The 26,896-nt window shown below is 61.5% G+C and carries 22 protein-coding genes; 11 read left to right on the top strand and 11 right to left on the bottom strand.

Annotated features, from left to right (window positions below):
- The first annotated feature begins 2 nt into the window (after window positions 1–2).
- Genes AC0L24_RS15510 through AC0L24_RS15530 form a run of 5 tightly spaced genes read left to right on the top strand, consistent with a single transcriptional unit; the run spans window position 3 to window position 7,583 of the window.
- Window positions 3–419: a very short patch repair endonuclease gene (locus tag AC0L24_RS15510; RefSeq protein ID WP_473563943.1), complete on the top strand. Its 417-nt coding sequence runs from the start codon at window positions 3–5 to the stop codon at window positions 417–419.
- Window positions 420–1,898: an ATP-binding protein gene (locus AC0L24_RS15515; RefSeq protein ID WP_473563944.1), complete on the top strand. Its 1,479-nt coding sequence runs from the start codon at window positions 420–422 to the stop codon at window positions 1,896–1,898.
- A complete protein-coding gene (locus AC0L24_RS15520) occupies window positions 1,895–4,558 on the top strand; it encodes a Z1 domain-containing protein (protein ID WP_473563945.1) in 2,664 nt (887 codons plus the stop codon). The genes AC0L24_RS15515 and AC0L24_RS15520 overlap by 4 nt, the downstream gene beginning before the upstream one ends.
- Window positions 4,551–5,522 (top strand): PD-(D/E)XK motif protein, encoded by a 972-nt coding sequence (locus AC0L24_RS15525; protein WP_473563946.1) that lies wholly within the window; start codon window positions 4,551–4,553, stop codon window positions 5,520–5,522. Before AC0L24_RS15520 ends, AC0L24_RS15525 begins: the two co-directional genes overlap by 8 nt.
- Complete coding sequence (locus tag AC0L24_RS15530; RefSeq protein ID WP_473563947.1) at window positions 5,523–7,583, top strand: AIPR family protein; 2,061 nt, start codon at window positions 5,523–5,525, stop codon at window positions 7,581–7,583.
- Between the two features lie 85 nt (window positions 7,584–7,668).
- On the opposite strand, the gene AC0L24_RS15535 is transcribed toward AC0L24_RS15530, so the two are convergent.
- Window positions 7,669–8,775, bottom strand: coding sequence for a LacI family DNA-binding transcriptional regulator (locus AC0L24_RS15535; RefSeq protein WP_473563948.1), 1,107 nt, complete (start codon window positions 8,773–8,775; stop codon window positions 7,669–7,671).
- A 558-nt stretch (window positions 8,776–9,333) separates the two neighbouring features.
- Here AC0L24_RS15535 and AC0L24_RS15540 point away from each other — a divergent pair.
- The 4 genes from AC0L24_RS15540 (at window position 9,334) to AC0L24_RS15555 (ending at window position 13,933) form a co-directional block, all read left to right on the top strand.
- Window positions 9,334–10,296, top strand: a complete 963-nt coding sequence (locus AC0L24_RS15540) for a sugar-binding protein (protein ID WP_127330493.1) — start codon at window positions 9,334–9,336, stop codon at window positions 10,294–10,296.
- Window positions 10,297–10,417: 121 nt separating this feature from the next.
- A complete protein-coding gene (locus tag AC0L24_RS15545; protein ID WP_473563974.1) occupies window positions 10,418–11,956 on the top strand; it encodes a sugar ABC transporter ATP-binding protein in 1,539 nt (512 codons plus the stop codon).
- A 59-nt stretch (window positions 11,957–12,015) separates the two neighbouring features.
- On the top strand, window positions 12,016–13,011 hold the full coding sequence (locus AC0L24_RS15550; RefSeq protein WP_127397371.1) for an ABC transporter permease: 996 nt from the start codon (window positions 12,016–12,018) through the stop codon (window positions 13,009–13,011).
- Between the two features lie 22 nt (window positions 13,012–13,033).
- Window positions 13,034–13,933, top strand: a complete 900-nt coding sequence (locus AC0L24_RS15555) for an aldose 1-epimerase (RefSeq protein ID WP_292635355.1) — start codon at window positions 13,034–13,036, stop codon at window positions 13,931–13,933.
- Window positions 13,934–13,972: 39 nt separating this feature from the next.
- Here the strand turns inward: AC0L24_RS15555 and phnN are convergent, their stop codons facing one another.
- The 9 genes from phnN to AC0L24_RS15600 form a co-directional block, all read right to left on the bottom strand.
- Complete coding sequence (gene phnN / locus AC0L24_RS15560) at window positions 13,973–14,602, bottom strand: phosphonate metabolism protein/1,5-bisphosphokinase (PRPP-forming) PhnN (RefSeq protein WP_164748922.1); 630 nt, start codon at window positions 14,600–14,602, stop codon at window positions 13,973–13,975.
- The gene (locus AC0L24_RS15565; protein ID WP_292661684.1) at window positions 14,599–15,738 is read right to left on the bottom strand and encodes an alpha-D-ribose 1-methylphosphonate 5-triphosphate diphosphatase; all 1,140 of its coding nucleotides are present in this window, start codon (window positions 15,736–15,738) and stop codon (window positions 14,599–14,601) included. The genes phnN and AC0L24_RS15565 overlap by 4 nt, the downstream gene beginning before the upstream one ends.
- A 13-nt stretch (window positions 15,739–15,751) precedes the next feature.
- Window positions 15,752–16,459, bottom strand: a complete 708-nt coding sequence (locus AC0L24_RS15570; RefSeq protein WP_127808298.1) for a DUF1045 domain-containing protein — start codon at window positions 16,457–16,459, stop codon at window positions 15,752–15,754.
- Between the two features lie 153 nt (window positions 16,460–16,612).
- The gene (gene iolB, locus AC0L24_RS15575; protein WP_292661212.1) at window positions 16,613–17,425 is read right to left on the bottom strand and encodes a 5-deoxy-glucuronate isomerase; all 813 of its coding nucleotides are present in this window, start codon (window positions 17,423–17,425) and stop codon (window positions 16,613–16,615) included.
- A gap of 322 nt (window positions 17,426–17,747) precedes the next feature.
- Window positions 17,748–17,966 carry a DUF3329 domain-containing protein gene (locus AC0L24_RS15580; protein WP_127398902.1) on the bottom strand — a complete coding sequence of 73 codons (219 nt, stop codon included), beginning with the start codon at window positions 17,964–17,966 and terminating at the stop codon, window positions 17,748–17,750.
- 58 nt (window positions 17,967–18,024) lie between these two features.
- Complete coding sequence (iolE, locus tag AC0L24_RS15585; protein WP_473563949.1) at window positions 18,025–18,942, bottom strand: myo-inosose-2 dehydratase; 918 nt, start codon at window positions 18,940–18,942, stop codon at window positions 18,025–18,027.
- A 223-nt stretch (window positions 18,943–19,165) separates the two neighbouring features.
- Window positions 19,166–21,016, bottom strand: a complete 1,851-nt coding sequence (gene iolD / locus AC0L24_RS15590) for a 3D-(3,5/4)-trihydroxycyclohexane-1,2-dione acylhydrolase (decyclizing) (protein WP_473563950.1) — start codon at window positions 21,014–21,016, stop codon at window positions 19,166–19,168.
- Window positions 21,017–21,050: 34 nt separating this feature from the next.
- Entirely contained in the window at window positions 21,051–22,985 is a 1,935-nt protein-coding gene (locus AC0L24_RS15595; RefSeq protein ID WP_473563951.1) for a bifunctional 5-dehydro-2-deoxygluconokinase/5-dehydro-2-deoxyphosphogluconate aldolase, read from the bottom strand.
- A 141-nt stretch (window positions 22,986–23,126) separates the two neighbouring features.
- A complete protein-coding gene (locus AC0L24_RS15600) occupies window positions 23,127–23,972 on the bottom strand; it encodes a MurR/RpiR family transcriptional regulator (protein WP_189367379.1) in 846 nt (281 codons plus the stop codon).
- 156 nt (window positions 23,973–24,128) lie between these two features.
- Between AC0L24_RS15600 and AC0L24_RS15605 the strand changes: the two genes are divergently transcribed.
- Entirely contained in the window at window positions 24,129–25,238 is a 1,110-nt protein-coding gene (locus AC0L24_RS15605) for a Gfo/Idh/MocA family protein (protein WP_473563952.1), read from the top strand.
- A 170-nt stretch (window positions 25,239–25,408) separates the two neighbouring features.
- On the opposite strand, the gene AC0L24_RS15610 is transcribed toward AC0L24_RS15605, so the two are convergent.
- A complete protein-coding gene (locus AC0L24_RS15610; protein WP_127808291.1) occupies window positions 25,409–26,107 on the bottom strand; it encodes a helix-turn-helix transcriptional regulator in 699 nt (232 codons plus the stop codon).
- A 129-nt stretch (window positions 26,108–26,236) separates the two neighbouring features.
- Here AC0L24_RS15610 and AC0L24_RS15615 point away from each other — a divergent pair, with 129 nt between their 5' ends.
- Window positions 26,237–26,872, top strand: coding sequence for a LysE family translocator (locus AC0L24_RS15615; protein ID WP_127808290.1), 636 nt, complete (start codon window positions 26,237–26,239; stop codon window positions 26,870–26,872).
- Window positions 26,873–26,896: the final 24 nt, after the last annotated feature.

Below are 26,896 nucleotides of genomic sequence, written 5' to 3' on the forward strand. Positions count from 1 at the left end.
AAATGGCAGACACAATCTCAGCCGGGCACCGCAGCTGGAACATGTCGCGGATCGCGGGCCGCAATACGAAGCCGGAACTGCTTCTGCGTTCTCTCTTGCACCGGGCCGGGTTTAGGTTCCGTCTTCACGCGAAAGAACTTCCGGGTAGGCCCGATATCGTGCTTCCAAAGTACCGGATAGCCATCTTCGTTCACGGTTGCTTCTGGCACCGCCATCCAGGATGCCGGAACGCCACAATGCCGTCCACGCGAACTGAATTCTGGGCAAGCAAGTTCGAAGGCAACGTCGAACGCGATACGCGCAACGTCGCTGCGATTGAGCAAGCTGGCTGGACAGCTCTCACGATCTGGGAATGCGATCTGAAGTCTGATCCGCAGGCTGTCGTCACCCGTCTGTCGGAAACAATCAGAGGGGATTGAATGGCAAGGTCGCATCATCTGCCGCCAAGCGCCGCCTGCCTGTCAGCATCACTGAGGGACCTTGGCTATTCACTCGAAACCGCAATCGCCGATCTGATCGACAACAGCATTTCGGCGGATGCGACTGACATTCGGATTTTCTGTGACATGAGCCGCAATCCTCCCGCCCTCGTGATCGCTGATAATGGTCGCGGCATGAGTGAGCCTGAAGTCATTGCCGCCATGCGCCACGGGTCCACAGACCCCAAACAGAAGCGCGCACCGAAGGATCTCGGGCGTTTCGGGCTCGGTCTGAAAACGGCGTCCTTCTCTCAGTGCCGCAGACTCACCGTCGCCAGCAGTCAGAAGGGGATACGCGCCGGCGCCGAGTGGAATCTGACGCAGGTCGAGGATGACGACGACTGGTACATGTCCATTCTTGATCCGGATGAAATCGCCGAGCTGCCCTTCGTTGAAAAAATGGAGGACACCGGTACGATCGTCATCTGGCGTGATCTTGATCGCCTATTCGAGGATGAGACCGGCAATAAGCGCGACGAGATCGTCAACGAGAAGATCGCCATCGTCGAACGTCACCTTTCTCTCGTGTTTCACCGTTTCCTGTCCGGCGAGGTGAAAGGCAGAAAGAAGATCGCGATCCGGATCAACGGGCATCCTGTCACGGGATTTGATCCGTTCTGCCGGAAAAATGAAGCCACGCAGATGCTTCCGGCCGAGACCGTCTGGATTGATGACGAGGCTGTGCAGATGCAGCCCTACATTCTGCCGCACCACAGCCGATTGTCGGCGTCGGAATACGATTTCTATCAGGACCGCAGCGACTTCATCTCCAATCAGGGAGCCTACATCTACCGCAACGGGCGACTGATGGCCTGGGGCGACTGGTTCCGTCTGGTCCCGAAAGGCGAAGCCACCAAACTCGCACGCGTCCAGATCGACTTCCCGAACAGCCTCGATGAGGACTGGACAATCGATATCAAGAAATCGCGTGCAAGGCCGCCGCACGCGGTGCGGGAACGTCTTCGCCAGATCATTGCGAAAATCACGGCCAGAAGCGTGATCGTTCATCGCGGGCGCGGTCAGAAGCTCTTTCAGGAAACGCAGGCACCGCTCTGGGAGCGATATGCCGACCACGGCGGCATCCGCTTTGCCGTGAACATGCGGCATCCACTTATTCAGTCTCTCGATGCGAAGCTGTCTCAGGACGAAATACGCGCTCTGCATGTACTTCTGGAATCCATTGGCGCGTCACTGCCCGTGGAGATGATTTATTCGGATTACTCCACCAATCCGCGCGAAGTGATTCAGGTGCCCGCCGGCGAGACGGAAGTGATTGAGCGTCTGAAAGGGCTGCGCAGTGCGCTGTATGGGCAGGGGGCGGGCGATCCGAAAGCATTCCTTCAGATTGTTCGATCTACGCGGCTGTTCGACAACCAGATGGAGACAGCAGAAAACTTTGCCAGGGAGGCATTTTTATGAGCCGCACACAGAACGAAAAAGAGAAAGGTATTATTGCAGCTCTTATTACCTCTTTTGGCGATAGCGATGTGCCTCCATCGCGCGCTGACATTGAAGCGAGAGCGGCTATGTTGGCCCCCATCCTCGGTTACGATGGCGACCTGCAAAATATAGTAGTGATGGCCGAGACGATCATCCCATCACGGATGAACGCCGGTGTTTCGCTCATCGACCCGGAAGCCACACATGACCAGGACTGGATTCATAAGCGGGAAGTCGGCTCTACATACGCCAGTGCCTATGGCGATTTTCTTCTCGGAGAAGGCTGGAAACCTACCGTTGTAAATACGCTTCTCAACGACGACGGATCAAAAATCCTGGGCTTGCTTCAAGATCCGACAGACGAGGGCGCCTGGAACCGGCGCGGTCTGGTAATCGGTCACGTTCAGTCGGGTAAGACCGCCAACTATCTTGGTGTAATCGCAAAGGCAGCCGACGCTGGATACAAGTTCATCATCGTTATCGCCGGCATCCACAACAATCTGAGGAAGCAAACGCAGACCAGGGTAGATGAGGGTTTTATCGGTCGTTCGAGCGACCCTGCAAACCGAGTTGCTATAGGCGTCGGGCTCGACAAAAATTATCCGAACCCCGTCACCCTGACCAACATTAATGCGGATTTCAACAAGCAGACTGCAGATAAAAGCGGTGCTGAACTTAATGACTTCAAAAAACCTGTCATCATCGTGATCAAAAAGAATGTCAAAACTCTGGAGGTTTTGCACACTTGGCTGCGAGATTTGAATGCCAAGGGCGCTGATCGCATCAAGGATGTGCCGATGCTGGTGATCGATGACGAAGCGGATAATGCTTCGATCAATACGAATAAACCGGACGTAAATCCGACGGCGACAAACACCTGGATAAGAAAGATCCTGCGGCTTTTCACGAAATCATGCTATGTGGGATATACGGCAACGCCGTTTGCAAACATCTTCATTGATCCGGATGCCTTCGATAAGGAAGCCTACGAAGAGCTGTTCCCTAAGGACTTCATCTATTCGCTTGATGCGCCGACCACATATTTCGGACCGGATAAGGTTTTTCTTGACGAGGTAAGTAGTCGACAGATTGTCAGGCCGATTGAGGACTGTGAGGAATATCTGCCTCTGACGCATAAGAATGGAGCTATCGTCGCTGAGCTCCCCCAGAGCCTGTACTTGGCTCTGGATCAATTCATTGTAGCGAGGGCTATCCGAAACCTCAGGAAGCAGGAGCGTAAGCACTGCTCCATGCTCATCAACGTATCTCGTTTCGTGTCTGTCCAGAAGGAGGTCAAGAGCTTCATCGGATTAAGGCTTGATAAGCTCAGAGATGCGGTGAAATCCAACTACATGATGGCCGAGGAGATTTCGTCCAAGAACTTCTACATGTCCCGACTGCGAGCCGCCTTTGATGGTGAATTCGCGGAATGCGGCCACCCTTGGGAGGAAGTTAAACAAGCCCTCTGGGGCACGTTCGAACATCTCCGCACTTATGTGGTCAACAGCAAGACAAGCGACGACCCGCTGGACTATGAGAAATATGAGAAAGAAGGCGTCGGGCTGACAGCTATCGCCATCGGCGGTCTGAGTCTTTCGCGCGGTCTCACTATCGAGGGCCTGACGGTCAGCTATATGTATCGCAACACCCGGATGTACGACACACTAATGCAGATGGGTCGATGGTTCGGTTATCGGCCCGGTTTCGAGGATGTTTGCAGAGTTTATTTATCCAAGGACTCGATCAACTGGTACAAGCACATTGCCAACGCAGCTGACGAACTGCGGCAGCAGATCAGGCGTATGCGGAATGTCGGCCTGAGCCCCAGAGACTTCGGGCTGTACGTTCAGTCCCATCCTGACAACCTGATTGTCACCGCAGCCAATAAAATGCGGGCTGGAGAGAAGGTCACTCTCAGTCAGAACTATAGCGGAAGGTTGATTGAAAGTTTTCTTCTGCCGTTGGACCGTGGGATTAATCAGGAAAATGAGGAAATTGTTAAAGAATACTGGCGGAATCAGACGTTCGGGGAAGCGGAGCCAACTGATAAGGGTTGGATTATCCGGGATGTGAGTGTCGAGAAATTCGCTGAATTTCTAAGCAGGTTTAAGTCTCACAAAGATGCCGTCAAGCAGAAGGCTCTCGCGATCGACTACCTGAATGCGATCTCCGATAAATTCCCCAAAGGTGATGTGCTGCTCATATCGGTTGGTCCGGGTGAACCGGGCAAATTTGTCCTTGGAGCGCAGGATCGTACAGCCAAAGACGCCCCCGAAGAAAAATGGCTGGTTTCCGGCTATCGAGTCGCCAGCCGTGGAGATGAGAAGCTGGGATTGGATGATACCCAGGTGGAAGCCGCGAAGAAGCTCCATGCCGATGATCAGGAGAGTAAGTCGAAAAAGCCGTCGGACTTCCATTACCGGGTTATCCGGGACAAGCCGCTCCTGATGCTTCACGTTCTTGAGCCGACGGAGAACGCCAAATTCGAGGGGATGCGGGTTCCTGCATGGGGTCTGAGCTATCCTGACGGGCAATACGGAACAACAATTGAAGTGGTCGCCAACAGAGTGTGGGTCGAGCAGATGTATGGATCGCTCGAAGATGATCCGGATGCCGATGAGGATTACGACGATGAGTAAACCGGCGCCGTGGGACAGCATCGCAGTACCGATTGTCGATTTCACCGTGATACGCGTTCCCGAAACCACAGGTGTACCGATATATTGGGGTCGAGATACCGCGTCTCAATGCCTTCTCGTTGTAGAACTCACGGGCGATTTCCTGGATCAGCTTCGTCACGACGGTGTTTCTCTGAACGGCATTGGCGTTGATATACGCATGGGCGACAAGCCCGGTCAGCAGCGTTTCGTGCTGACCCTTGCCCGCCACGTGGACAGCGATCTTTTCCTTGGCCTGTGCGATACTTTGATCGACCGTCTCAAGGACGTTGGAGATTCCGCAACGGCATTGGCGGTCGCGCTGACGCATCTGAAGCGTTGGAAGGCGTTTCTTGCCGGTCGCGATCCGCGCCTGCTTTCCCCCGAGGAAGTGCGCGGTCTGTTCAGCGAGTTGCATGTTCTGCGAAGGCTCTATCGCGACACTCTTTCCCAGCCTGCGGCGATGGACGCCTGGTGTGGGCCTGACGACGTCCATCAGGATTTCATCTTCGGAAACCGGGCGATCGAGGTGAAGTCCATTTCCGGGCGGGAACGAAATTCCATCCGGATTTCCTCTGAAGACCAGCTGGAATCGCTCGCTGATGATCTTTTTCTTCTGACGCAGCGTCTGAGCGATATGCCTGATTCTGAAAAGGCACTTTCTCTGAACGATCTTGTATCGGCGATAGAGGGCGAACTGACGGATGCCGATGCGGTTGAGCAGTTCGCGCTCAAACTGTCCGGCGTGAGTTATGGGCCTCTAAAGGAGTATGATTTTCCTCGCTTCTTAATCACCGGGGTTCAGGCATACCGGGTAACCGAGCTGTTTCCGCGCCTGATAAGGTCGGAATTGCCGAACGGTATCGCGAAGGTGAGCTACGACATAAAAATGGAAGCGATTACCCAGTTTGTTTGTGACGACGTCGAGCTGTTCCGGAGGCCTTGATTGGAAACAACCGCTGAAGAGTTTTTTCATGACTTTCGCCAGGAGACTTTGGCTGGCGCTGAAGCTGGGAGCACTTATCAGCTTGAAGCCTTCATGGATGCCGTTTCGAACGAACTGATCGAAACCGGCTTTGTTGAAGGTTTCGAACATTGTCCATATCGTGCGCCCAAGGGAATGCGGGTTGACGGATACTGGTTCAATGACGAAGGCGCTCTCGATATTTTCGTAGCTGATTTCGACTGCCGCCGCACGCTTGAAACGCTGACACGCACCGATGTCGATGCCGCATTTAAACGGGTCGTGAACTTCTTCGAAGCCAGCATTGAAGGCTCTCTGCGGCCGGACGTGACGACGCCTGAATACGGACTGGTCCGCCAGATTGCCGACCGCAAAGCGTCTCTCCGACAGATCAACTTCTATCTCGTTTCTGAAAGAGTACTCAGTGATCGCTTTCAGGCCTTCTCCGACAACGAGATAGGCGGCATTCGAGCTACCTATCATATCTGGGATATTGCCCGCTTTCAGCGTCAGCGCAGCTCACGCGGACACAAGGAAGCGCTGAATATCGATTTTGTCGAATTCTTCGGCGACGGCATCAACTGTCTGCCTGCGAATCTCGGTGGCGGGTCGTACCAATCCTTCCTTATTGTCATGCCCGCGCCGATGCTGGCGAAGCTCTATGATCGCTACAGTGCGAGGCTGTTGGAGCAGAACGTCCGGACGTTCCTCCAGGCTCGCGCCCAGGTCAACAAAGGGATTAGGGCCACAATCCTGAACGAGCCGCATATGTTCTTCGCCTACAATAACGGCGTGACCGCAACAGCTCAGGCCGTGGAAACACGAATGAAGGATGGCCATCTCCAGATCGTCGGGATGACGGATCTTCAGATCGTCAACGGCGGGCAGACGACAGCGTCGCTGTTTCACACACATCGTCGTGATAAGGCTGATCTTTCCGGCATATTCGTCCAGATGAAGCTCTCTGTGATTGACAGCGAGCAGAGCGAAATGATCGTTCCCCGCATCTCCGAGTACGCAAACACGCAGAACCGGGTTAACGCCGCCGACTTCTTTTCCAATCATCCTTTCCATGTCCGGATGGCTGACTTCTCGCGCCGCATATGGGCTCCGGCGGAGCAGGGAGCGCAGCGCGAAACGAAATGGTTCTATGAGCGCGCACGTGGCCAGTACATCGACGCGCAATCCAAGCTCACGCCAGCGGAACAGAAGCGCTTCAAGGCGGAGTATCCCAAGCCCCAGATGTTCACGAAGACCGACCTGGCAAAGTTCGAAAACGTCTTCGACGACCACCCGAGATGGGTGAACCTTGGTGGGCAGAAGAACTTCGGGAAGTATGCGCAACGGATAGGAAAGGAATGGGAGAAATCGTCGGACGGCTTCAACGAGCTTTATTTCAGACGGGCAATTGCGCGCGGTATCCTGTTCCGCGCGACGGAAAGGCTCGTTTCCGATCAGCCCTGGTATAACGGAGGCTACCGAGCCAACATCGTGGCCTATACGCTGGCGATTCTGGGTGAGGTCACAAAAAGGCGCAACGCGGCGCTCGACTTCCAGCGTATGTGGAATGTCCAAGGTATAGATGAACGAACGGTGCGCACCATCGAAGTCATAGCGAGTGCCGTGAATGACGATATCATTCATCCACCTCAAGGCATTTCGAACATTTCAGAATGGGCGAAAAAGGATGGGTGCTGGACTCGCTTACTCGGCAAAGTCGATGGGATCGCAGACACCCTGCCGGAAGAATTCTGGCCCACCCTCTCGACCCAGGACGATACGAAACTTGAAGCGAAAACAGCGAAGCAGACACAGCGGATTGACAACGGCATCGAGATTCAGAGCCAGATCATAGCAATTCCGGGAAAGGTCTGGCTCGATCTGTGCCGACAGATGACCGCCAGGAAGCTGCTGACACCGAAAGAGATCGGGATAATGAACGCGGCGTCCCAGCTCCCAGGTAAAATCCCAACCGAGCGGCAGTGCGAGGTGTTGGTGGAAATATTGCATAAGGCAAGGCAGGAAGGTATGGTCGTACCGTAAAGGTGCCGTCATCCGGACGCATTACATACAGCCAAGGCGTTGGCAGTGTCTTGCGGTAGCGCCTCACTTAGCAATCGATGCGCTTTCAGCCCCCCGCCACCCCCCTTACACTCTCCCGCTCCACCAGCGGGCACTCCAGCTTCGTGATCGGATAGCGCCCCCGTCCAGGCGGCGCCGGTGCCTCCAACTGCTCGATCGCCCATTGGCCCATCGCCATATGCGGCAGGATCGAGGTGGTCAGCGGCGGGAACAGATGCCTGGCGATTTCCTCGTCGTCGTAGCCGACGACGGAAATATCCCCAGGGATGTGCAGGCCGGCTTCCTTCAGCGCTTCGTAGCAGCCGATCGCGGTGCGGTCGTTCTGGCAGAAGATGGCGGTCGGGCGGTCTTTCAGCGCCAGCAGCTTGACGGTCGCGGCGTAGCCGGCGCTGGCCGACCAGTCGCCCTCGACCACCAGGTCGGGGTCGAACGGGATGTCGGCGGTGGCGAGCGCGCGGCGGTAGCCTTTCAGCCGGTCCTGTGCGGCCTGCATCCACGGCTCGCCGGTGATGGTGGCGATGCGGCGGTGGCCGTGGCTGATCAGATGGCGGGTCGAGCTCTGGCCGCCGGCGATCTCGCTCGGCACCACGGCAGGGAAGGCATAGTCTGATGTGTAGCAGTTGAGCAGGATCACCGGGATGTCGAGGCCGTAGAGATAGTCGGGCGCCGTGATCTCGCGGGTGAAGATGGTCATGTAGATCAGCGCCGAAATGCCCCGCTTGGTCAGTGCTGAAATGGCGCGCGGCTCCATGACGGCATCGCCCAGCGTCTGCGCCACCAGCAGAACGTTGCCGGCATTCCACGAGGCCTGGCGCGCGCCCTCGATGGCGACCACGGCTTCCGGGCTGGTGGCGAGCTGGTCGACGGCAAAGCCGATCACCCCGTCCAGCCCTTCGAAGGCGGGGATCGGCGGGTGGAGGGCCTCGAAGGCGGGCGCGGTGTAGCCAAGCGTCCGCGCGGCTTCGATCACCCGTTCGCGGGTCTGCTGCGACAGCTTGATCCCTGGCGAATTGTTGAGCACGAAGGAAACGGTCGCCTGCGAGCAGCCGGCCGCCCTGGCGATGTCGATCATGGTGACGCGGCCCTTGGCGCCCTTCGCCGGCGCCTTGCGCCGCCTCGCCGTGTCGCTGGCCCGATCCGTCGTCTCGCTCATGGCAAATCCCAGTCTGGCAGGCCGGTCAGGCCGGCAAGATGGCGTGACGCCGTCGATTTACAGGAATAACGTCAAGGCCGTTTATAACTATTAGTACGCCTGAGGTCCATCCGCCATGCATCTCCATACAAGCCAAAACTCAAAGGGCGAAAGGCTTGGCTGCGGCTCGGCGCTGACCACGGCTCGGCGGCGGGCGCACCGCGAAACCCCGGCATTGGCTCGGAACTAATACTGTTTACTAATACAAAAATGCGCTGTACCGTCAATCCGTCGCGTCCGGCCTAGTGGGTTCGGGGCGGCGGGAGAGTACGAAAAATGGCCCGGTGGCGAGCGGATCCTACCTCCGCAAGCCTTGTCTCGGATATGTGATATGTCAGACAAATCGGACTATTTACGAACGAAGGATGAGTCTCTAAGGTCCATGATCGTGGCTGGAACGACGCCATTCTTTCGGTGCCGGGAACCCCTTTGAGGAGGAGGGCGTCCACGCTGCAAACGGCAAATCAGGTCAGTGCAAGATCGGCCGGTCCAACGACTGAGCCAAACGGGAGGTTGAACATGAAATCCTTGATACGAACTGCATCCGTAGCCGCGACCGCGCTGCTGCTTGGCCTGTCGGCCACGGCAATCGCGCGGGCCCAAGACAAGCCGACGCTGGCCTTCGTGGTCAACGGCGCTTCCGATTTCTGGAAGGCCGCCGAAGCCGGCGTCAAGAAGGCGCAGGGCGAACTGCCCGACTACAATCTTGAGCTCAAATATCCCGAGCAGTCCTCGGTCGCCATCCAGCAGCGGCTGATGGACGATCTGGTGACCGCCGGCGTCAAGGGCATCATGGTCTCGGCCGTCGATCCCAAGACCTCGACCGATGGCCTCAACAAGATCGCCTCGGAAACGGCGCTGTTCACCACCGACTCGGACGCCCCGCAGACCAAGCGCGTCGCCTATATCGGCTCGTCCAATGTCGATGCCGGCAAGCAGGCGGCCGAAATCGCCAAGAAGGCGATGCCCAATGGCGGCAAGTGCCTCGGCTTCGTCGGCCTGCTCGGCGCCGACAATGCCAAGGAGCGCATCCAGGGCATGAAGGACGGTCTCGCCGGCACCAAGATCGAGCTGATCGACGTGCGCGGCGACGACATCGACCAGGCGCGCGCCAAGAAGAACGTCGAGGACGCGCTGGTCGCCAGCCCCGACGTCACCTGCATGGTCGGCTTCTACTCCTACAACACGCCGCGCATCTATGAAGCGCTGCGCGATGCCGGCAAGCTCGGCTCGATCACCGTCGTCGGCTTCGATGACGATCCGATCACGCTGGGCGGCGTCAAGGAAGGCACCGTTGCCGCCACCGTCGTGCAGCAGCCCTTCGAATGGGCCTATCAGGGCATGAAGCTGATGGCGGCCTATCTCAAGGGCGACAAGTCGGGCATCCCGGAAGGCAACCTCATCATCATCCCGACCAAGATCATCGGCAAGGATGACGTCGACGCCTACGCCGCCAATCTGAAGGCGATGTCTGGAAACTAAGACTTGAAGCAGTTCAGCCGGCTCAACTTCGCTTGGGCCGGCTGCTCGCATTGACGAACCGCGCGCGGATCGTCAGTCTGAAGATGGACCAAAAACGGCCCGCCGGCTGCTGTCAGGCATGATGAACTATTCCGACACATCCATCGCAGCAACTACGCCGTTCCTCAGCCTCGAGAACGTGCGCAAGACCTATCCCGGCGTCGTCGCGCTCGATGGCTTCTCAATGGAGGTCAGGCCGGGCGAGGTCATCGGCCTCGTCGGCGAAAACGGCGCCGGCAAATCGACCTTGATGAAGATCCTCGGCGGCGTCACCACGCCCGACAGCGGCACCATCACCGTCGACGGCACCGCGCATGACAGGCTCTCCGTCGAGGCCAGCCTGGGTTCGGGCATCGCCTTCGTCCACCAGGAACTCAACCTGTTCGAAAATCTCGACGTCGCCGCCAACATCTTCTTCGGCCGCGAACCGTTGCGCGCCGGGCCGCTCAAGCTCGTCGACCGCGCAAAACTGCGCACCATGGTGGCGCCGCTTTTGAAGCGCGTCGGCGCCAATTTTTCCGCCGACACGCCGGTCGCGGCCCTGTCGCTGGCGCAGCAGCAGATGGTCGAGATCGCCAAGGCGCTGTCGATCGAGGCGCGGCTGGTCATCCTCGACGAGCCGACATCGAGCCTGCCGCTCGCCGAGACCGACAAATTGCTCGACGTCATCAAGGCGCTGAAGGCCGACGGCATCAGCGTCATCTTCATTTCGCACCGTCTGCACGAAGTCGAGCGCGTCGCCGACCGCGTCGTCGTGCTGCGCGACGGCATGCTTGCCGGTACGCTGGGCAAGCACGACATCGGCCACGACCAGATGGTCAAGCTGATGATCGGCCGCATGCTGAAGGAGCGCGAGAAAGCCTCGGAGGCGGCGCGTGCGCCCGGCGCCGTAGCACTTTCGGCCAAGGCCATCCGTACGCCTGCCTATCCCGGCCGGCCGGTCGATCTCGATGTCAGGCGCGGCGAAATCCTTGGCCTCGCCGGCCTTGTCGGTTCCGGCCGCACCGAACTGGCGCGGGTGTTCTTCGGCATCGACTCGAAGCTTGGCGGCGCGCTCGAACTCGACGGCAAGCCGCTTGTGCTGGCTTCCGCGGCCGACGCCGTCGCGCACGGCATCTTCCTGGTGCCCGAAGACCGCAAACTGACCGGCATCCTGCTCGACCTGTCGATCGCCCAGAACATTTCGCTTCCCAATCTGCCGGCGCATGCGCGCCGCTCTCTGGTGTCCTCAAGCGCCGAGACCGCCACCGCCGAGAAGCAGAAGAAAGATCTCGGCATCAAGGCGCCTTCGGTGCAGACGCGCACCGGCACGCTGTCGGGCGGCAATCAGCAGAAGGTCGTGCTCGGCAAGTGGCTGGCCATGAACCCCAAGGTGATGATTTTGGACGAGCCGACGCGCGGCATCGACATCGGCGCCAAGGCGGAAATCTATGGCCTGATGCGCGCATTGGCCGATGCCGGCGTCGCCGTGCTGATGATCTCGTCGGACATGGAAGAGGTGATCGGCGTGTCCGACCGCATCGCCGTCATGCATGAGGGCCAGATCTCCGGCATTCTCGACAAGGATCGGTTCAGCCAGGAAAACGTGCTGTTGCTGGCGGTCGGCAAGCAGCCGAAATAGCTTTTTGTTGCCAGGGTTCCGGTCCGGAACCTTCTAGGGCGGGCATTGGGGAGAAGACGATGAGCAAGAAAGATCTCGGCCTGCTGATCCTGATCCTGGTGGTCGGGGCGATCGTTGCGATCATCAATCCGCGCTTCCTGCTGCCGATCAACCTCGCCAACACCTCGAACCTGATCGGCCTGTTCGGCATCCTGTCGATCGGCCAGGCCTTCGTCATCATCACCGGCGGCATCGAATTGTCGGTCGGCTCGGTGGTCGCGCTGCTCGGCACGCTGTTCATCGACTTCATCGCCGTGCGTGGCATGGAATGGCCGCTGGCCTTCGTGCTCATCCTGCTGCTTGGCGCCATCATCGGCCTGGCGCATGGCTGGTTGATCACAAGGCTCAAGCTGCAGCCCTTCGTCGTCACCTTGTGCGGCCTGCTGATCTACCGCGGCGTTGCCCGCTTCTACACCGCCGACGGCACGGCGGGTTTTGCCTTCGGCCAGAATTTTCCCGACCTCGAATTCCTCACCGCCGGGCGTTCCTATGGCGTACCGAACAGCTTCATCGCCCTGATCGTCATCTCGATCGTCATGTGGGTGGTGCTGCACCGCTCGGTGTTCGGCCGCTATCTCTACGCCATCGGCAAGAACGAGGAGGCGGCGAAATATTCCGGCATCCGCACCGGCCGCGTCGTCATCGCCGCCTACGTCATCTGCGGCGTGCTGACGGCGCTGTCGGCGATCTATTTCGCCATGTACACGCGCTCGATCTCACCGGCCAGCCACGGCCAGTTCTACGAGCTTTACGCCATCGCCGCAGCCGTGCTCGGCGGCTTCTCGCTGCGCGGCGGCGAGGGCTCGCTGATCGGCGTTATCCTCGGCACGGTGCTGCTGCAGGAGTTGCAGAACCTCGTCAACCTGCTCGGCATCCCGTCCTCGCTCAACTTCGCGGTGATGGGCGGCGTCATCCTCATCGGCGTGCTGGTCGACCAGCAATGGGGCGTGTTCCGGGAACGGCGGCTGATGGTCGACGCCACCCGCAAAAGCGCCGCCGGCGCGGCCGCGGAATAGCGCCTCGCGGCGAATGGCGGCGATGGCTGCAATTCCCGAACCATTGACGCTCAGGGCCGGCGCGCTTGAGGTCGCACTGGTGCCGCGTATCGGCGGCAGCGTGAGCGCGCTGCGCTGGCGCGGCATCGATCTCATGCGCCGGATTTCCGATGACGATCGTGAAGCGGGCAACGTGCTTGGCGTCGCCATGTTCCCGATGATGCCCTACGCCAACCGCATCGCCGGAAACACCTTCGAGTTTCGAGCGAAGCGCTGGCGGGTCCAGCCCAACAATCCGCCCGAAACCATCAACGTGCATGGCAGCGGCTGGAAACACCCCTGGACTGTCACTGAGACGGGCGACGCCCAGGCAACGCTGTCGCTGGATATCGCAGCCAGCCTCGAACCCTACTCCTATCACGCGACGCAGGCTTTCGTGCTGTCCGAAGAAGGCCTCGGCGTGACCATGACACTGACCAACACGGGGCCGGTTTCCATGCCGTTTGGTTTCGGCCTGCATCCCTGGTTCGATCGCGACCCGGACGTCACGCTGCAATTCAACGCCACGCGGTTCTATCTGGAAGAGCCGCAAGGTATTTCGGGCGATCCGATCACGCTTGCCCCCGAACTCGACTTCGCCGATGGCCGGCCTTTACCCGCCGGCTGGCGCAACAATGATTATGGCGGCTGGACGGGTGAGGCGACGCTTCGCTTTCCGGCGCGCGGCGCGGGTTTGCGCATCAAGGCCGATCCGATCTTCAAGCACCTGATGCTGTACGCCGACCCGGCCAAGCCTTATTTTTGCGTCGAACCGCAGACCATGGCCTCCGGTGCTTTCAACCGGGGCGGATGGAGCGATCCGGACGAGGGCGCCATCGTGCTCGCCCCAGGTGAAAGTTCGGCCGGCACGGTGTCGCTGATGCCCTTTGCGCTTGGGGCTTAAAGCGCCCATCGCGTGAACGAGGCGTCAGGAGCCGACGATCTAGATCAGGCCCGACATGTCGGAAAAAGCCATCGCCTTGCGCAGCACCTCGGCGAAGCGTTCGCCGGCCGCTTCGCGCGGGCCGCTGTTGTCGATCGAGGTGACGCCGGACCCGGACAGAGTGACATTGGCGCTGCGCGCCAGCCGCGCCAGCACTTCGCCGCGTGACTCGCGGCCGCGCATCGCCAGACGCTCGGCCAGCACTTCAGGCGAGGCGGTGATCTCGACGATGGCCAGATTGGCATAGCGTTCGCGCAAGGAGGGGATGATCGCGCGCGACACATTGGCGACAGCGACACGGCCATTGGCAACGGACCAGTCGACATCGGCGGGGATGCCGTAGCGCAAGCCGTGCGCTTCCCAGGAGATGGCGAAGGCGCCATCGGCTTCGGCCTCGACGAAGGCGGCATCGGCCAGCGTGTCGTGGTCCTCGCTGGCGACATCGCTCGGCCTGGTGATGACGCGGCGGACGAACTCCAGCCTTGTCTCATCGGCAAAGCGGGCGCGGGCGTAGCCGATCACCGTGTCCTTGCCGGCGCCGCTTGGGCCAACGACGGCGACGAAAACGCCATCGCGGATCGGAAACGTCTCGGCCGACAGTTCACGCTCGATCGATGCCGACACCATCATGCGACCCGGCGTCCCTGCCGCCACACGGTGCGCACCACCGGGACATGGTCGTCGACGCGCACGCGCACCAGATCGGCGCGGCGGCCCTGTTCGATGACGCCGCGATCGGTCAGGCCAACCGCATCGGCCGGGTTCTTCGAGACCATGGCGACGGCCTGCGGCAGGGAAATGCCTTCGACGACATCGCCGAGGAAGAACGCCGACTGGATCAGGCTGAAGGGAATATAGTCGGACGACAAGATGTCGAGCAGGCCGTCGCTGGCCAGCGTGCGGGCCGAGACATTGCCCGAATGCGAGGCGCCGCGCATGACGTTGGGCGCGCCCATCAGCACACCCATCCCGGCCTCTTTCGAGGCCCTGGCGGCCTCTTCCGTGGTCGGGAATTCGGCGACGCGCACGCCCTGCTCGATCGCCTCGTCGACATGGCCTGACGTGGCGTCGTCGTGGCTGGCCAGCACGATGCCGCGCTCCTGGCAGGCGGCTGATATCACCGCCCGGTTCGGCGCCGAATTGCGCGCCGATTCGGCCATCCGTTTTTCGCAGAACAGCTTGAAGTCGCGATCGGTCAGCTTCAGCTTGCGCTGGTAATAGTAGGCATAGGTCTCGAGATCGACGAACTGGCGCTGGCCTGGCGCATGGTCCATCAGCGACGCCAGCTTGACCCGCTCGTCGCCGTCGAAATTGGCGAAAGCCCTGAGGCAGTCCGGTGCCGAAACCTCGCAGCGCAGATGGATGAAATGGTCGGCGCGCAGACGGTCCTGCTTCACACTGTCCTCGATCGCGTCGGCCAGCTTGCGGATGTCGGCCGATGTCAGGTCGGCGTCTTCGTCCATGCCGACGCGCAAGGCGTCGAGCACGGTGGTGATGCCGGCGGTTGCCACCTGCGCGTCATGGGCGAGCACGGCGGCGATCGGATTCCAGCGCACCTTGGGCCGCGGCGCGTAGTGGCCTTCGAGATGGTCGGTGTGCAATTCGACCAGCCCGGGAATGACATAGTCGCCGCCCATATCCTCGCCGATGCGGCTGATGCCGGATTCGATGCCGGCGATAAAGCCGTCGCGCAGCACCAGCGAACCTTCGACAATCTCGTCGGCAAGCACGATGCGGGCATTGTGGAGAACAGTCTCGGCGGTCATTTCAGGCAGTCCTTCAGGCGGTTTTTCTGGCCGGGCGGCGCCCGAGCGCGTGACGCGAGAGCACCATGAACGGTGCACCCGGTTCGGTTTCGACAAACAAGGTCAGCGCATCCACCAGCACCTTCTGTTGCAGCACTTCCGCGAACAGGCTGTCGATCGCTGCGCGCAAACGAGGGCTTTCCTGTGACCCCGCCCGGCCCGACAGCGTCATGTGGAAGCGAAAGGTTTCGAAGACATAGGGGTAACCCCATTGGCAGAGATTGCGGAACTCGGCCGGCTTCAGCGAATCCGGGCTGCGCCGCTCGATTTCCGCTTCGCTCAGCGGTGCGCGAAATCGGTCGAAATCACGCACCACGTCATCGGCGAACCGGTTGAGCGCAGGCACTGGCCCTTCCGGCACCAATGCGAAGAAGCCGTCTATCTGGCTGACCACGAGACGCGGGATGGTCACCACCGGCGTCACCTCGGCGAATTGGTCGAGTGCGGCGCGCAGCGAGGCTTCCGTCTCGTCGGCAGCCAGGCGGAAGGGGGCTTTCAGCGTTGCGTGAAAGCCATAGCGGCGCGCCGAAGCGGTGTGGAAAGCGACTTCCGCCGCCGACAGGTCTGCCACCGCTTCGACCGGCCTCGTCGCGGCGCCGAACGGGTCGCGGCCCAGCCAGTCGGCGGCGATCCGCGCCAGTGGCTCGTCCTGCCGGGGGGTGAAATAGAGGGCGTAGCGCATGGAAAGTCCTTGTCAGCTTCGCTGCCATAGGTGATTTCCATGACGAATTGACGAAGCCTTGCTGGCTTTCAGGTAACAAAACGCTGCGGCGGGGTCATTAGCCGACGATTTTTTCGTGCTGGACCAGGGAGCGAGTGCTCACGCAGCGACCGATCAGGCCTTCATCAACCACTCGTGCTCGGGCGCGTTGTGGAATTTCCACGTCCGCTTCGGCCCTGCCATGACGTTGAGATAATAGAGGTCGTAGCCGTGGCAGGCGGCGCAGGGGTGATAACCCTCGGGCACCAGCACGACATCGCCATCCTCGATCGCCATCGCTTCGTCGAGCGCGCGATGGCCATTCTTGTCGGCATCGGTGTAGACGCGCTGGAAGGCAAAGCCCTGCGGCGGGTTGAGACGGTGATAGTAGGTTTCCTCGAGGTAGGATTCGGCGGGTAGATTGTCCTGGTCGTGCTTGTGCGGCGGATAGCTCGATGTATGCCCGCCGGGCGTGATCACCTCGACCACCAGCAGCGAATCGGCCGGCTCGCCCTCCGGCAATATGTTGGTGACGTAGCGCGTGTTGGTGCCCTTGCCGCGCACCTCCTGGCCGAGGTCGTCCGGCGCGATCACCCGCACCGGCAGGCCGCCGCCAAGGCCCGGTGCCGAGCAGACCGCGAGTTCCAGTCCGGTGTCCGCCGTCACCGACCAGTCCGATCCCTCAGGGACATACACCGACCACGGCTTGCCCTCGAAGGGCGACATGCGCTCGCCGAGCAGGCCGAGGTCCTTGCCGCCGGCTGAAGCCTTGCCCTTGCCGGTAACGAACACCAGGCAGACTTCGCGATCCTCCGTCTTGCCGGAGACGCTCTCGCCCGGCTTCAGCCGATGCAGGTCGAAACCGACATAGGTCCAGCCGGCGCTTTTCGGCGTCACATGGGCGACGCGGCCATGGCCCTTGTCGGCTTTGACGAGCAGCTTCGACATTTTTGTCTCCTATTCCGTTGGCTTGAAGGACTCCGTGAAGCCAAGCCGCCTGTTTGAAAGGGCCATCGCAAATCTTCGGCCGGCGCCCTTCCAACTTCGTCATCCTAGGGCGAAGCAGGAGCGAAGCTCCGTCGGGGAGACCCTAGGATCCATGCCGTTGCCTCGGCCGAAGGGCGCAGCGGAGCGGATTCTGCACCGTCACACCAGCTTCAAAGTCATGGCATGGATCCTAGGGTCTGCGCCGCGTCGCTTCGCTCCTTGCTCCGCCCCAGGATGACGAAACGAGAAGCACTGCAAGCTAGTCGCCAACGCATGCGATCAGTTACTCCTTCGGCTCGGGCTCGACCGAAGGCTTCGCCTCGTCAGCGGGCTTGTAGAGATAAAAAAACTGCCAGACGGCGTAGCCGGCGAAGCCGAGCGCGATCATGCCCCAGAACGGCGTGCCGGTGGCGAACTCGATGATCGACCAGATGACGCAGACCGCGACGATGGCGGCACGCCGCCACAAAGGCCGGAAGAAGGGGTGTTCGGAATCTTTCATAGGGCCAATCTACAGCAATCGGTCTCGCCGGGAACCCGTCGCACCAGCCATTGGGAAACTAGACATTTGGAAAGCCTTGCGTCTCGACCGTATAGCCGGCGGCGGTCATGACGCGCATCAATTCCTTGTAGCCAACCTGCGCCATCCTGAGTGGCGGGTTCTTTTTCGGGTCCTGCTCGGCCTCGACTACGAACCAGCCCTCATAGCCATGGTCGGCGAAGCGCTGCACGATGGCGCCGAAATCCAGCGAGCCGTCGCCCGGTACGGTGAAGGCGCCCAGCGCCACCGCGTCGAGGAAGGATTGCTTCGAGCGGTCGAGCCTGTCGATCACCTCCATGCGAACGTCTTTCACATGCACATGGCTGATCCGGGTGTGGTGGTTGTCGATGGCGCGCAGCACGTCGCCGCCGGCGAATGCCAGATGGCCTGCATCGAGCAGCAGCGGAATGCCGGCTCCGGAATAGCGCATGAAGGCATCGAGCTCCGGCTCGGTCTCGACCACCGCCGCCATGTGGTGGTGGTAGGACAGCGGCATGCCCTGTTCGGCGCACCATTCGCCAAACGCGGTCAGGCGTTTCGCGTAGGCCTTCATCTCGTCATCCGACAGCTTCGGCTTGGTCGCCAGCTGCTTCGAGCGGTCGCCCTGGATCGAGCGGCCGACTTCGCCATAAACGATGCAAGGTGCATTCACCGCCTTGAACAGGTCGATCATCGGCTGGATGCGATCCTTGTTGTCGGCCATCTCCCCATCGACCAGCGTGCCGGAGAACCAGCCACCGCATAGCGTGACGTCGGCTGCCTTCAGGATCGGCAGCATGATTTCGGGATCATTGGGAAAACGCCGGCCCATCTCCATGCCGGTGAAGCCGGCCGAGCGCGACTGGCGCAGGCATTCTTCCAGCGACACATCATCGCTGAGTTCCGCAAGATCGTCGTTCCACCACGCAATGGGGGACATGCCCAGTTTGGCTTTCAATTCGTCACTCCGGTTTAGAACAGTTATCCTTTGGTTGCCGCCGCCCCTCATCCGCCTGCCGGCACCTTCTCCCCGTATAGTGACGGGGAGGAGGGGTCTAGCCGCGACCTCGGCGTCTTTCTTGCGACGGCGGTGATTGGCGAAACCGGTGGTGACAGCGTCCCTCTCCCCGTCCCTATACGGGGAGAGGATGCCGGCAGGCAGGTGAGGGGCAGCGCCGACCTCAATCACCCACACTCTGCATCTTCCGCTTTTCGTCATACGCCTTGCGCGCCGCGTTGACCTGCGGCCTTGCCGACACTTCCGGCACCGCCACGTCCCACCAATGGCCGCCGGCATCTGTGGAAACCAGCGGGTCGGTGTCGATGACGAGCACCGTGGTGCGCGTATTCTTCCTGGCTTGTGCCAGCGCGTTTTCCAGCCCGGCGATCGACGGCACTTTCTCGGCGATCGCCCCCATGCTCGCCGCATGCGCGGCAAAGTCGATGTCGGGCAGGACCTCGTGGCGCGAGTCCTTCAGCAGATTGTTGAAGTTCGCGCCGCCGGTCGCCATCTGCAGCCGGTTGATGCAGCCATAGCCTCTGTTGTCGAGCAGCACGATAGTGAGCTTGAGGCCGAGCATCACCGAGGTGGCGATTTCGGAGTTCATCATCAGGTAGGAGCCGTCGCCGATCATGACGACGATCTCCTCGCCGGGCTTCGCCATCTTGGCTCCGAGCCCGCCGGCGATCTCGTAGCCCATGGTCGAGAAGCCATATTCGCCATGATACGATCCGGGCGCGCCCGCCTGCCAAAGTTTGTGCAATTCGCCCGGCAACCCGCCGGAGGCATTCAGCAGCGTCACACCGGAGCCCATGGCGCGCTGCACGGCGCCGATCACCTGCGCGTCGGACGGGTAGGCGGCATTGGTCGACGCGGTCACCTTGGCCGCCTCGGCCTGCCAGGCCTTCTTGCCGGTGGCCGCATTGGCGGTCCAGCTTGCCGGCGCCTTCCAGCCTTTCAGATCCGCGCCGAGTTCCGCCAGGCCCTCGGCCGCATCGGCGACCAGTGGCAGCGCCCGGTGCTTGCCGGCGTCGAAGGGCTGCACGTTGAGCCCGATGATGGTCTTGCCGGAATTCTTGAACAGCGCCCACGAGCCGGTGGTGAAGTCCTGCAGGCGCGTGCCGATGGCCAGCACGACATCGGCTTCCTCAGCCAGCCGATTGGCGGCAGAAGTGCCGGTGACGCCGACCGCCGCCATGTTGAGCGGATGATCGTCCGGCAGCGAGGATTTGCCGCCTTGCGTCTCGCAGACCGGGATGCCGGCGCTCTCGGCGAATTTCGCCAGTTCGTCCGACGCCTGCGAATAGAGGACACCGCCGCCGGCGATCACCAGCGGCTTTTTTGCGCCCTTCAGCGCCGCTACCGCGGCGGCAAGCTCATGGCGATCCGGGCGCGGCCGGCGCTGGTGCCAGACCCTCTCGGCAAAGAAACTCTCGGGGTAGTCGTAGGCCTCGGCCTGCACGTCCTGGCACAGAGACAGCGTCACCGGGCCGCATTCGGCCGGATCGGTCAGCACAGCCATGGCGCGGCTGAGCGCCGGGATGATCTGCTCCGGCCGGGTGATGCGGTCGAAATAGCGTGAAACCGGACGGAAGCAGTCATTGACCGTCGCCGTGCCGTCGGAGAAAACCTCGGCCTGCTGCAGCACCGGGTCTGGGATGCGGTTGGCGAAGACGTCGCCCGGCAAAAACAGGACGGGCAACCTGTTTACATGGGCGAGCGCCGCCGCCGTCACCATGTTGAGCGCGCCGGGGCCGATCGAAGAGGTCGCGGCCATGAAGCGGCGGCGGAAATTGGCCTTGGCGTAGGCAATCGCCGCATGCGCCATCGCCTGTTCATTGTGGGCGCGGAAGGTCGGCAGCTCGTCGCGCAGCTGATAAAGCGCCTCGCCGATGCCAGCGACATTGCCGTGGCCGAAGATCGCCCAGACGCCGCCGAAGATCGGGACTTTGCTCCCGTCGATCTCGGTCATCTGGCGGCTGAGGAAGCGGGTCAGCGCCTGCGCCATCGTCAGGCGGATTGTCTTGCTCATGGTGTTTTCCTCCGCAGTCCTATTCCGCGCCTTCTTATGCCGCCTTGCGGCCGCGCGCGGCAAGCCACGCATCCGTCAACTGTTCGAAGCGCTGCGCCATATCGGCGATCGCCTCGTCATCCGACATCTTGCCGGCCAGCCATTGCTCGGCCGCATGGACGAAGATGGTGCGGCCGACGGCAAAGCCCTTGACGATGGGCGCCTTGGCGGTGGCGGCGAACGCCGCTTCCAGCTCGTCCTGCGGCGCTTCCAGGCCCAGCAGCACGACGCCGCGGCACCAGGGGTCGTGCTTCAGGATGACGGCCTCGATCTTCGCCCAGGCGCCGCTCGACGCCTGCGGCTCGAGCTTCCACCAGTCCGGCTTGATGCCGAGCGCATAGAGTTCCTCCAACGCGCGCGGGATCGTCGTGTCGTCGAGCTTGCCATGTTTGCCGGCAATGATCTCGATGAGAAGTTCCCTGCCGACCTTCCGCGCGCCTTCGAACAGGGCGCGCAACTTCTGCTGCTGTTCTTCCTTCAGCGCCGCCGGATCGTCGGGGTGATAGAAACACAGGCATTTGATGCAGTGGTCGACCGGCCATTCGACAAGCTGCGAGCCGATGTCCTGCGAGAATTCGAAGCGCAGCGGCCGCGAGCCCGGCAACTCCACCGGCCGCCCGAGCCAGGCGAAGGAATGCCTGGCGAATTCGAACATTGCCTTGCGGCCGTGTTTCTCGTCGATCAGCATGCCGTAGCCGTCGCGGCCGACGGCGACCTTCGCAGCCGCCTTGACCGCCAGCACCTTGAATTCTTCGATCCGTGCCGGATCGGCGCTGGCCTTCGCCGCCACATCCTCGAGCTGCACGCGGTGGTCGCAGGCAAGCGCCATCAGCGAGGGAATGTCACGCCGGCGTGTCGTTGCCCAATGGATGTGGTTGATCGCCTCGTCCTTGCGCAACGCCAGATGCCTGCTGCCGTGTTTGAGGAAGAACCGCAGTTCTTCGAAGGTCGGATATTCCGGCGCGCAGAGCAGCCGCGACACGGCGAAGGCGCCGCAGGCATTGGCCCAGGTCGCCGCCGTCGCATGGTCTTCGCCACCCAGCCAGCCGCGCAGGAAGCCGGACATGAAGGCGTCGCCGGCGCCCAGCACATTGTAGATCTCGATCGGAAACCCCTTGCCGACGACACCGTCCTCGAGGTCGTCGCTGATCGGTCCGTCATAGACGATGCAGCCCATTGCGCCGCGCTTGAGCACAATGGTCGCGGACGACAGCGAGCGGATCGTCTTCAAGGCGCTCAGGCAATCGTCGGCGCCCGACGCGATCATGATCTCTTCCTCGGTGCCGACGATGAGGTCGCAATCGGGCAGCACCGTCTTCAACTGCGCCGAGACCCGGTCCGATTTCACATAGCGCTCGAACCCTTCGGCATGGCCGGCGAGGCCCCACAGGTTCGGCCGGTAGTCGATGTCGAATACCACCTTGCCGCCCTTGGCCTTCATGATGCGGATCGCCTTGCGCTGCGCGGCATCGCTGTTAGGCCTGGAAAAATGCGTGCCGGTGACGACGATCGAGCGGGCCGAGGCGATGAAGGCCTCGTCGATGTCCTCCGGCGTCAGCGCCATGTCGGCGCAGTCCGATCGATAGAAGATCATCGGCGAGACGCCTTCGTCCTCGACCGACAGCAGCACCAAGGCGGTAAGCCGCTCCTTGTCGGTCTTAAGGCCGTCGACATTGACGCCTTCACGCGTCAGCTGCTCGCGGATGAAGCGGCCCATCTGCTCGTCGCCGACGCGGGTGAGCAGTGCCGAGCGCAGGCCGAGCCTGGCCGTGCCGACCGAGATGTTGGCCGGGCAGCCACCGACCGACTTGGCGAAGGAGGTGATGTCCTCCAGCCGCGAGCCGATCTGCTGCCCATAAAGGTCCACGGAAGCGCGACCGATAGTGATGACGTCGAGCGGCGCGTATTCAGCGTCCACGGCTTCGCTCATTGGAACCTCCCGTCGGCCTTGTTGTGTTGGGGTACACGCGCGAGCGGCAGCGTGGCGCCGGGAATATGAAATAATAATTCCAATCCATAGTCAATATGGAATGAGCGTTCCTTCGGCGAAAAGTGCCTTTTCGGCGATGGATCAGGCCTTGCGCTTGCGGCCCGTGTCGCGTCGCTTCTCGCCGACGCCGACGGTCAGCGCCATGGCCAGCGCCATTGTCGCCGACAGCGAGCGGAAGCCGGCGAAATCGGCCTCGGCAACCTCGAACCAGACCTTGGCGAACTGGGCGAGCGGCGAAAACGAGCTGTCGGTGATGGCGACGATCGGCACGCCCTGTTCCGAAATGCTGCGCGCCTCCTCGATCGTGGCCGGCGCGTAGGGCGAGAAGGAGATGGCGATGACGGCATCCGCCGGCGTGGCGAAGCCGATCATCTCGGCATTCAGCCCGGCCGCCGATTCGATCAGCTGGTTGCGGATCTTCAGCTTGCCCAGCGCATAGGCGATGTAGGACGCCACCGGATAGGAGCGGCGCTTGGCCAGCACATAGATGGTCTCCGCCTTGGCCAGCAGGGAAATGGCCTCTTCCAGATGCGCGTCGTCCAGCGTGCGCGAGATGTCGTTGAGCGAGGTCGAGGCGGCGGCGACGAAGCCGTCGAAGATCGACCGATGGCCGGCACCCCCCTCGGCCTTGACGCGCAGCGCCTGCAGCCTTTCGTCATAAGATGAGTTGCGCTCGCGCAGCCGTTCGCGAAACACCTGCTGCAGGCTGGTGAAACCATCGAAGCCAAGCTGCTGGGCAAATCGGATCAGGGTCGAAGGCTGCACGCCGGCCGAAGCGGCGATGCTGGCGGCGGTGCCGAAGGCGATATCGTCGGGATTGTCGAGCGCATGGGCAGCGATCTGGGCGATGCGCTTCGGCAGGCTTTCGCGCCGCTCCAGGATGGTGGTGCGCAGCGTCTCGAAATCGCGAGGTACCCGTTCGTCCATCGTCGCTCTGTCCAGGCTCATGCGTGAAGCGTCCCTCTGTGCATCATCATAGCGAGCCTGCGCAAGAACACCATAAAAAATGAGGCAGACATTCCATTCCAGGAGAAAATGGACTAATTCATCCACGCAGCGCTCAAAGCAGTGGAGAAACGGAAAATGGTCGGCGTCGGTCTCATCGGTACGGGTTTCATGGGCAAGTGTCACGCCATCGCATGGAGTGCCGTCGGCGCCGTCTTTCCGGACGTTGCCAAGCCACGGCTCGTCCATCTCGGCGAGGTCAATGAAGAGCTTGCCCTGCGCAAGGCGGGCGAGTTCGGTTTCGCCAAGGCGTCGGGCGACTGGCGTGCCGTCGTCAACGATCCCGAAGTCGATATCGTCTCGCTGACCACGCCCAACCAGTTCCACCCGGAAATGGCCATCGCCATCCTGGAAGCCGGCAAGCATCTGTGGTGCGAAAAGCCGATGGCGCCGAGCTTTGCCGAGGCCGAGGCGATGGCTGCGGCGGCGAGAAAGTCCGGCAAGGTCGCGGCGCTTGGCTACAACTACATCCAGAGCCCGGCCATCCGCCACATCGGCGCGTTGCTCGACGAGAAGATCATCGGCGAGGTCAACCATCTGCGCATCGAGATGGACGAGGACTTCATGGCCGATCCCGAAGCGCTGTTCTTCTGGAAGCACGAAGCAGCTTCAGGCTATGGCGCGCTCGACGATTTCGCCGTGCATCCGCTGTCGCTGGTCTCAGCCCTGTTCGGCCGCGTCGCCAGTGTCATCTGCGACATGGCCAAACCCTATGCCGACCGCAAGCTGGCCAGCGGCGGCCGTCGCGCGGTCGAAACCTACGACATCGCCAGCGTGCTGATGCATCTGGAAAATGGCATTGCCGGCACGCTGCTGGTCAACCGCTCGGCCTGGGGCCGCAAGGGCCGCATCGCCGTCCAGATCTTCGGCTCTAAAGGGTCGATCCTGTTCGACCAGGAGCGATCGAACGAATTCCAGCTCTATCTCACATCAGACCGTCCGACCGAACAGGGCTACCGCACCATCCTGGTGGCGCCGCACCACAAGCCCTATGACCTCTTCGTGCCGGCTCCCGGCCATGGCCTCGGCTTCAACGACCTCAAGATCATCGAATGCCACGAATTGCTGACGCGGCTTGCCGGCAAGCCGGCGCAGCTCATCGAGTTTGCCGAAGGGCTGGAGATCGAGCGCACCGTCCACGCAATGGCGCGCTCGTTTGAGGAAAAGCGCTGGGTGGACGTGCGGTGAGGCGGCGGCTCACCTTCTCCCCTTGCGGGAGAAGGTGAGCTCGCGAAGCGAGGTCGGATGAGGGGTGCTCCAGGGAACACCAACGTCTCACTCCGCTGGAACACCCCTCATCCGTCTCGGCGCTGCGCGCCGATCCACCTTTTCCCACAAGGGGGAGAAGGGAAATCGCGTCAGTCGCCAACCGCCGCATTGATCTCCCAACCGCTCACCCAGACCTGCCGCAACCGGTCGCCTTCGCCCTTGAAGCGCAGCCCCGTCTCCTGGCAATCCTCGATCCGGTCGCTGCGGAAATTGCGGATCGCCTGGCGCAGCTCGCACCAGGCGACGATGTTGGCGGTTTCGGCGTAGTAGATGAGCGCGATCGGGCGAATGAGACGCTCGGAGGCGCGGCCCATCTCGTCGCGATAAGAGAGATCGAGCTTCTCCTCGTCGCGGATGGCGCGGCGCACCAGCGCCAGATCGATCGCGCCGGTCGAAGGCGCGGCGAACCCCCATGCATGCAGCGCATTGGCGTCGAATGCCTGCCGCAAGGGTGGCGGCACCGCGCCGGCGATCTTGGCGCTGACGCGCTTGGCCGCCTGCTTGAGCTCGCTGTCTCCGGTGCGCTCCAGCAGCGCCAGCGACAGGACGATCGCCTCCATCTCCTCGATCGAGAACATCAGCGGCGGCAGGTCGAAGCCGGGGCGCAGGATATAGCCGATGCCGCGGCCCCCTTCGATCGGAACGCGCATCGCCTGCAACGCTGCGATGTCGCGATAGATCGAGCGCACCGTCACTTCCAGCCGCTCGGCAATCGTTGCCGCCGTCACCGGCTGCCGCGCCAGCCGCACGATCTGGATGATCTCGAACAGGCGTGACGCCTTGCGCATTTTTTACCCCAGGTTGCGCGCCCAACTGACACAGCATTGTCAGTTGGGCTGACCTATAGGAGCGCCTATCGAATTGAAAATCAACAGGTTCCGCTGCGGTTTGGCGGAGCGAGGCGGCAGGCAACTGACATGGGCTATGCGGAAAATCTCTGGCTTTTCTTTATCCTGCTGTTCGGCATCATCGCCGTTCCGGGCATGGACATGCTCTTCGTGCTCGCCAATGCACTGACCGGCGGGCGCGACAGGGCTCTCGCCGCGACCGGCGGCATCATCGTCGGCGGCATGGTGCACACGCTGAACGGCGCCATCGGCGTCGGCCTGCTGATGCATTTCGTGCCGATCCTGTTCAGGCCGCTGCTGCTTGCCGGCGCCGCCTACATGGCCTTTATCGGCATCACGCTGATGCGCAGTTCCATCACTGTCGGCCAGGACGGACCCACCGGCAGCCGTTCCGCATGGAAGGCTTTTCGCCAGGGTTTTGTGACCTGCCTGATCAACCCGAAGGCATACCTGTTCGTGCTTGCCGTCTACCCGCAGTTCCTGAAACCGGACTACGGTCCGATCTGGATGCAGGCGACGATCATGGGGCTGCTGACCGTGGTGACGCAGGCTGCGATCTATGGCGGGCTGGCGATCACGGCCGGCCGCAGCCGCTACCTTCTGATCGCCAATCCGCGGGCCACCATTTTTGCCGGCCGGGCGGCCGGACTGCTGCTCTTTGCCGTGTCGGTGTTTACCGCATGGGAAGGACTGAGAGCGGCGTAGGGATTTCTTGCGAAGAAGACCCCC

This window comes from Mesorhizobium sp. WSM4809 (assembly GCF_055811655.1).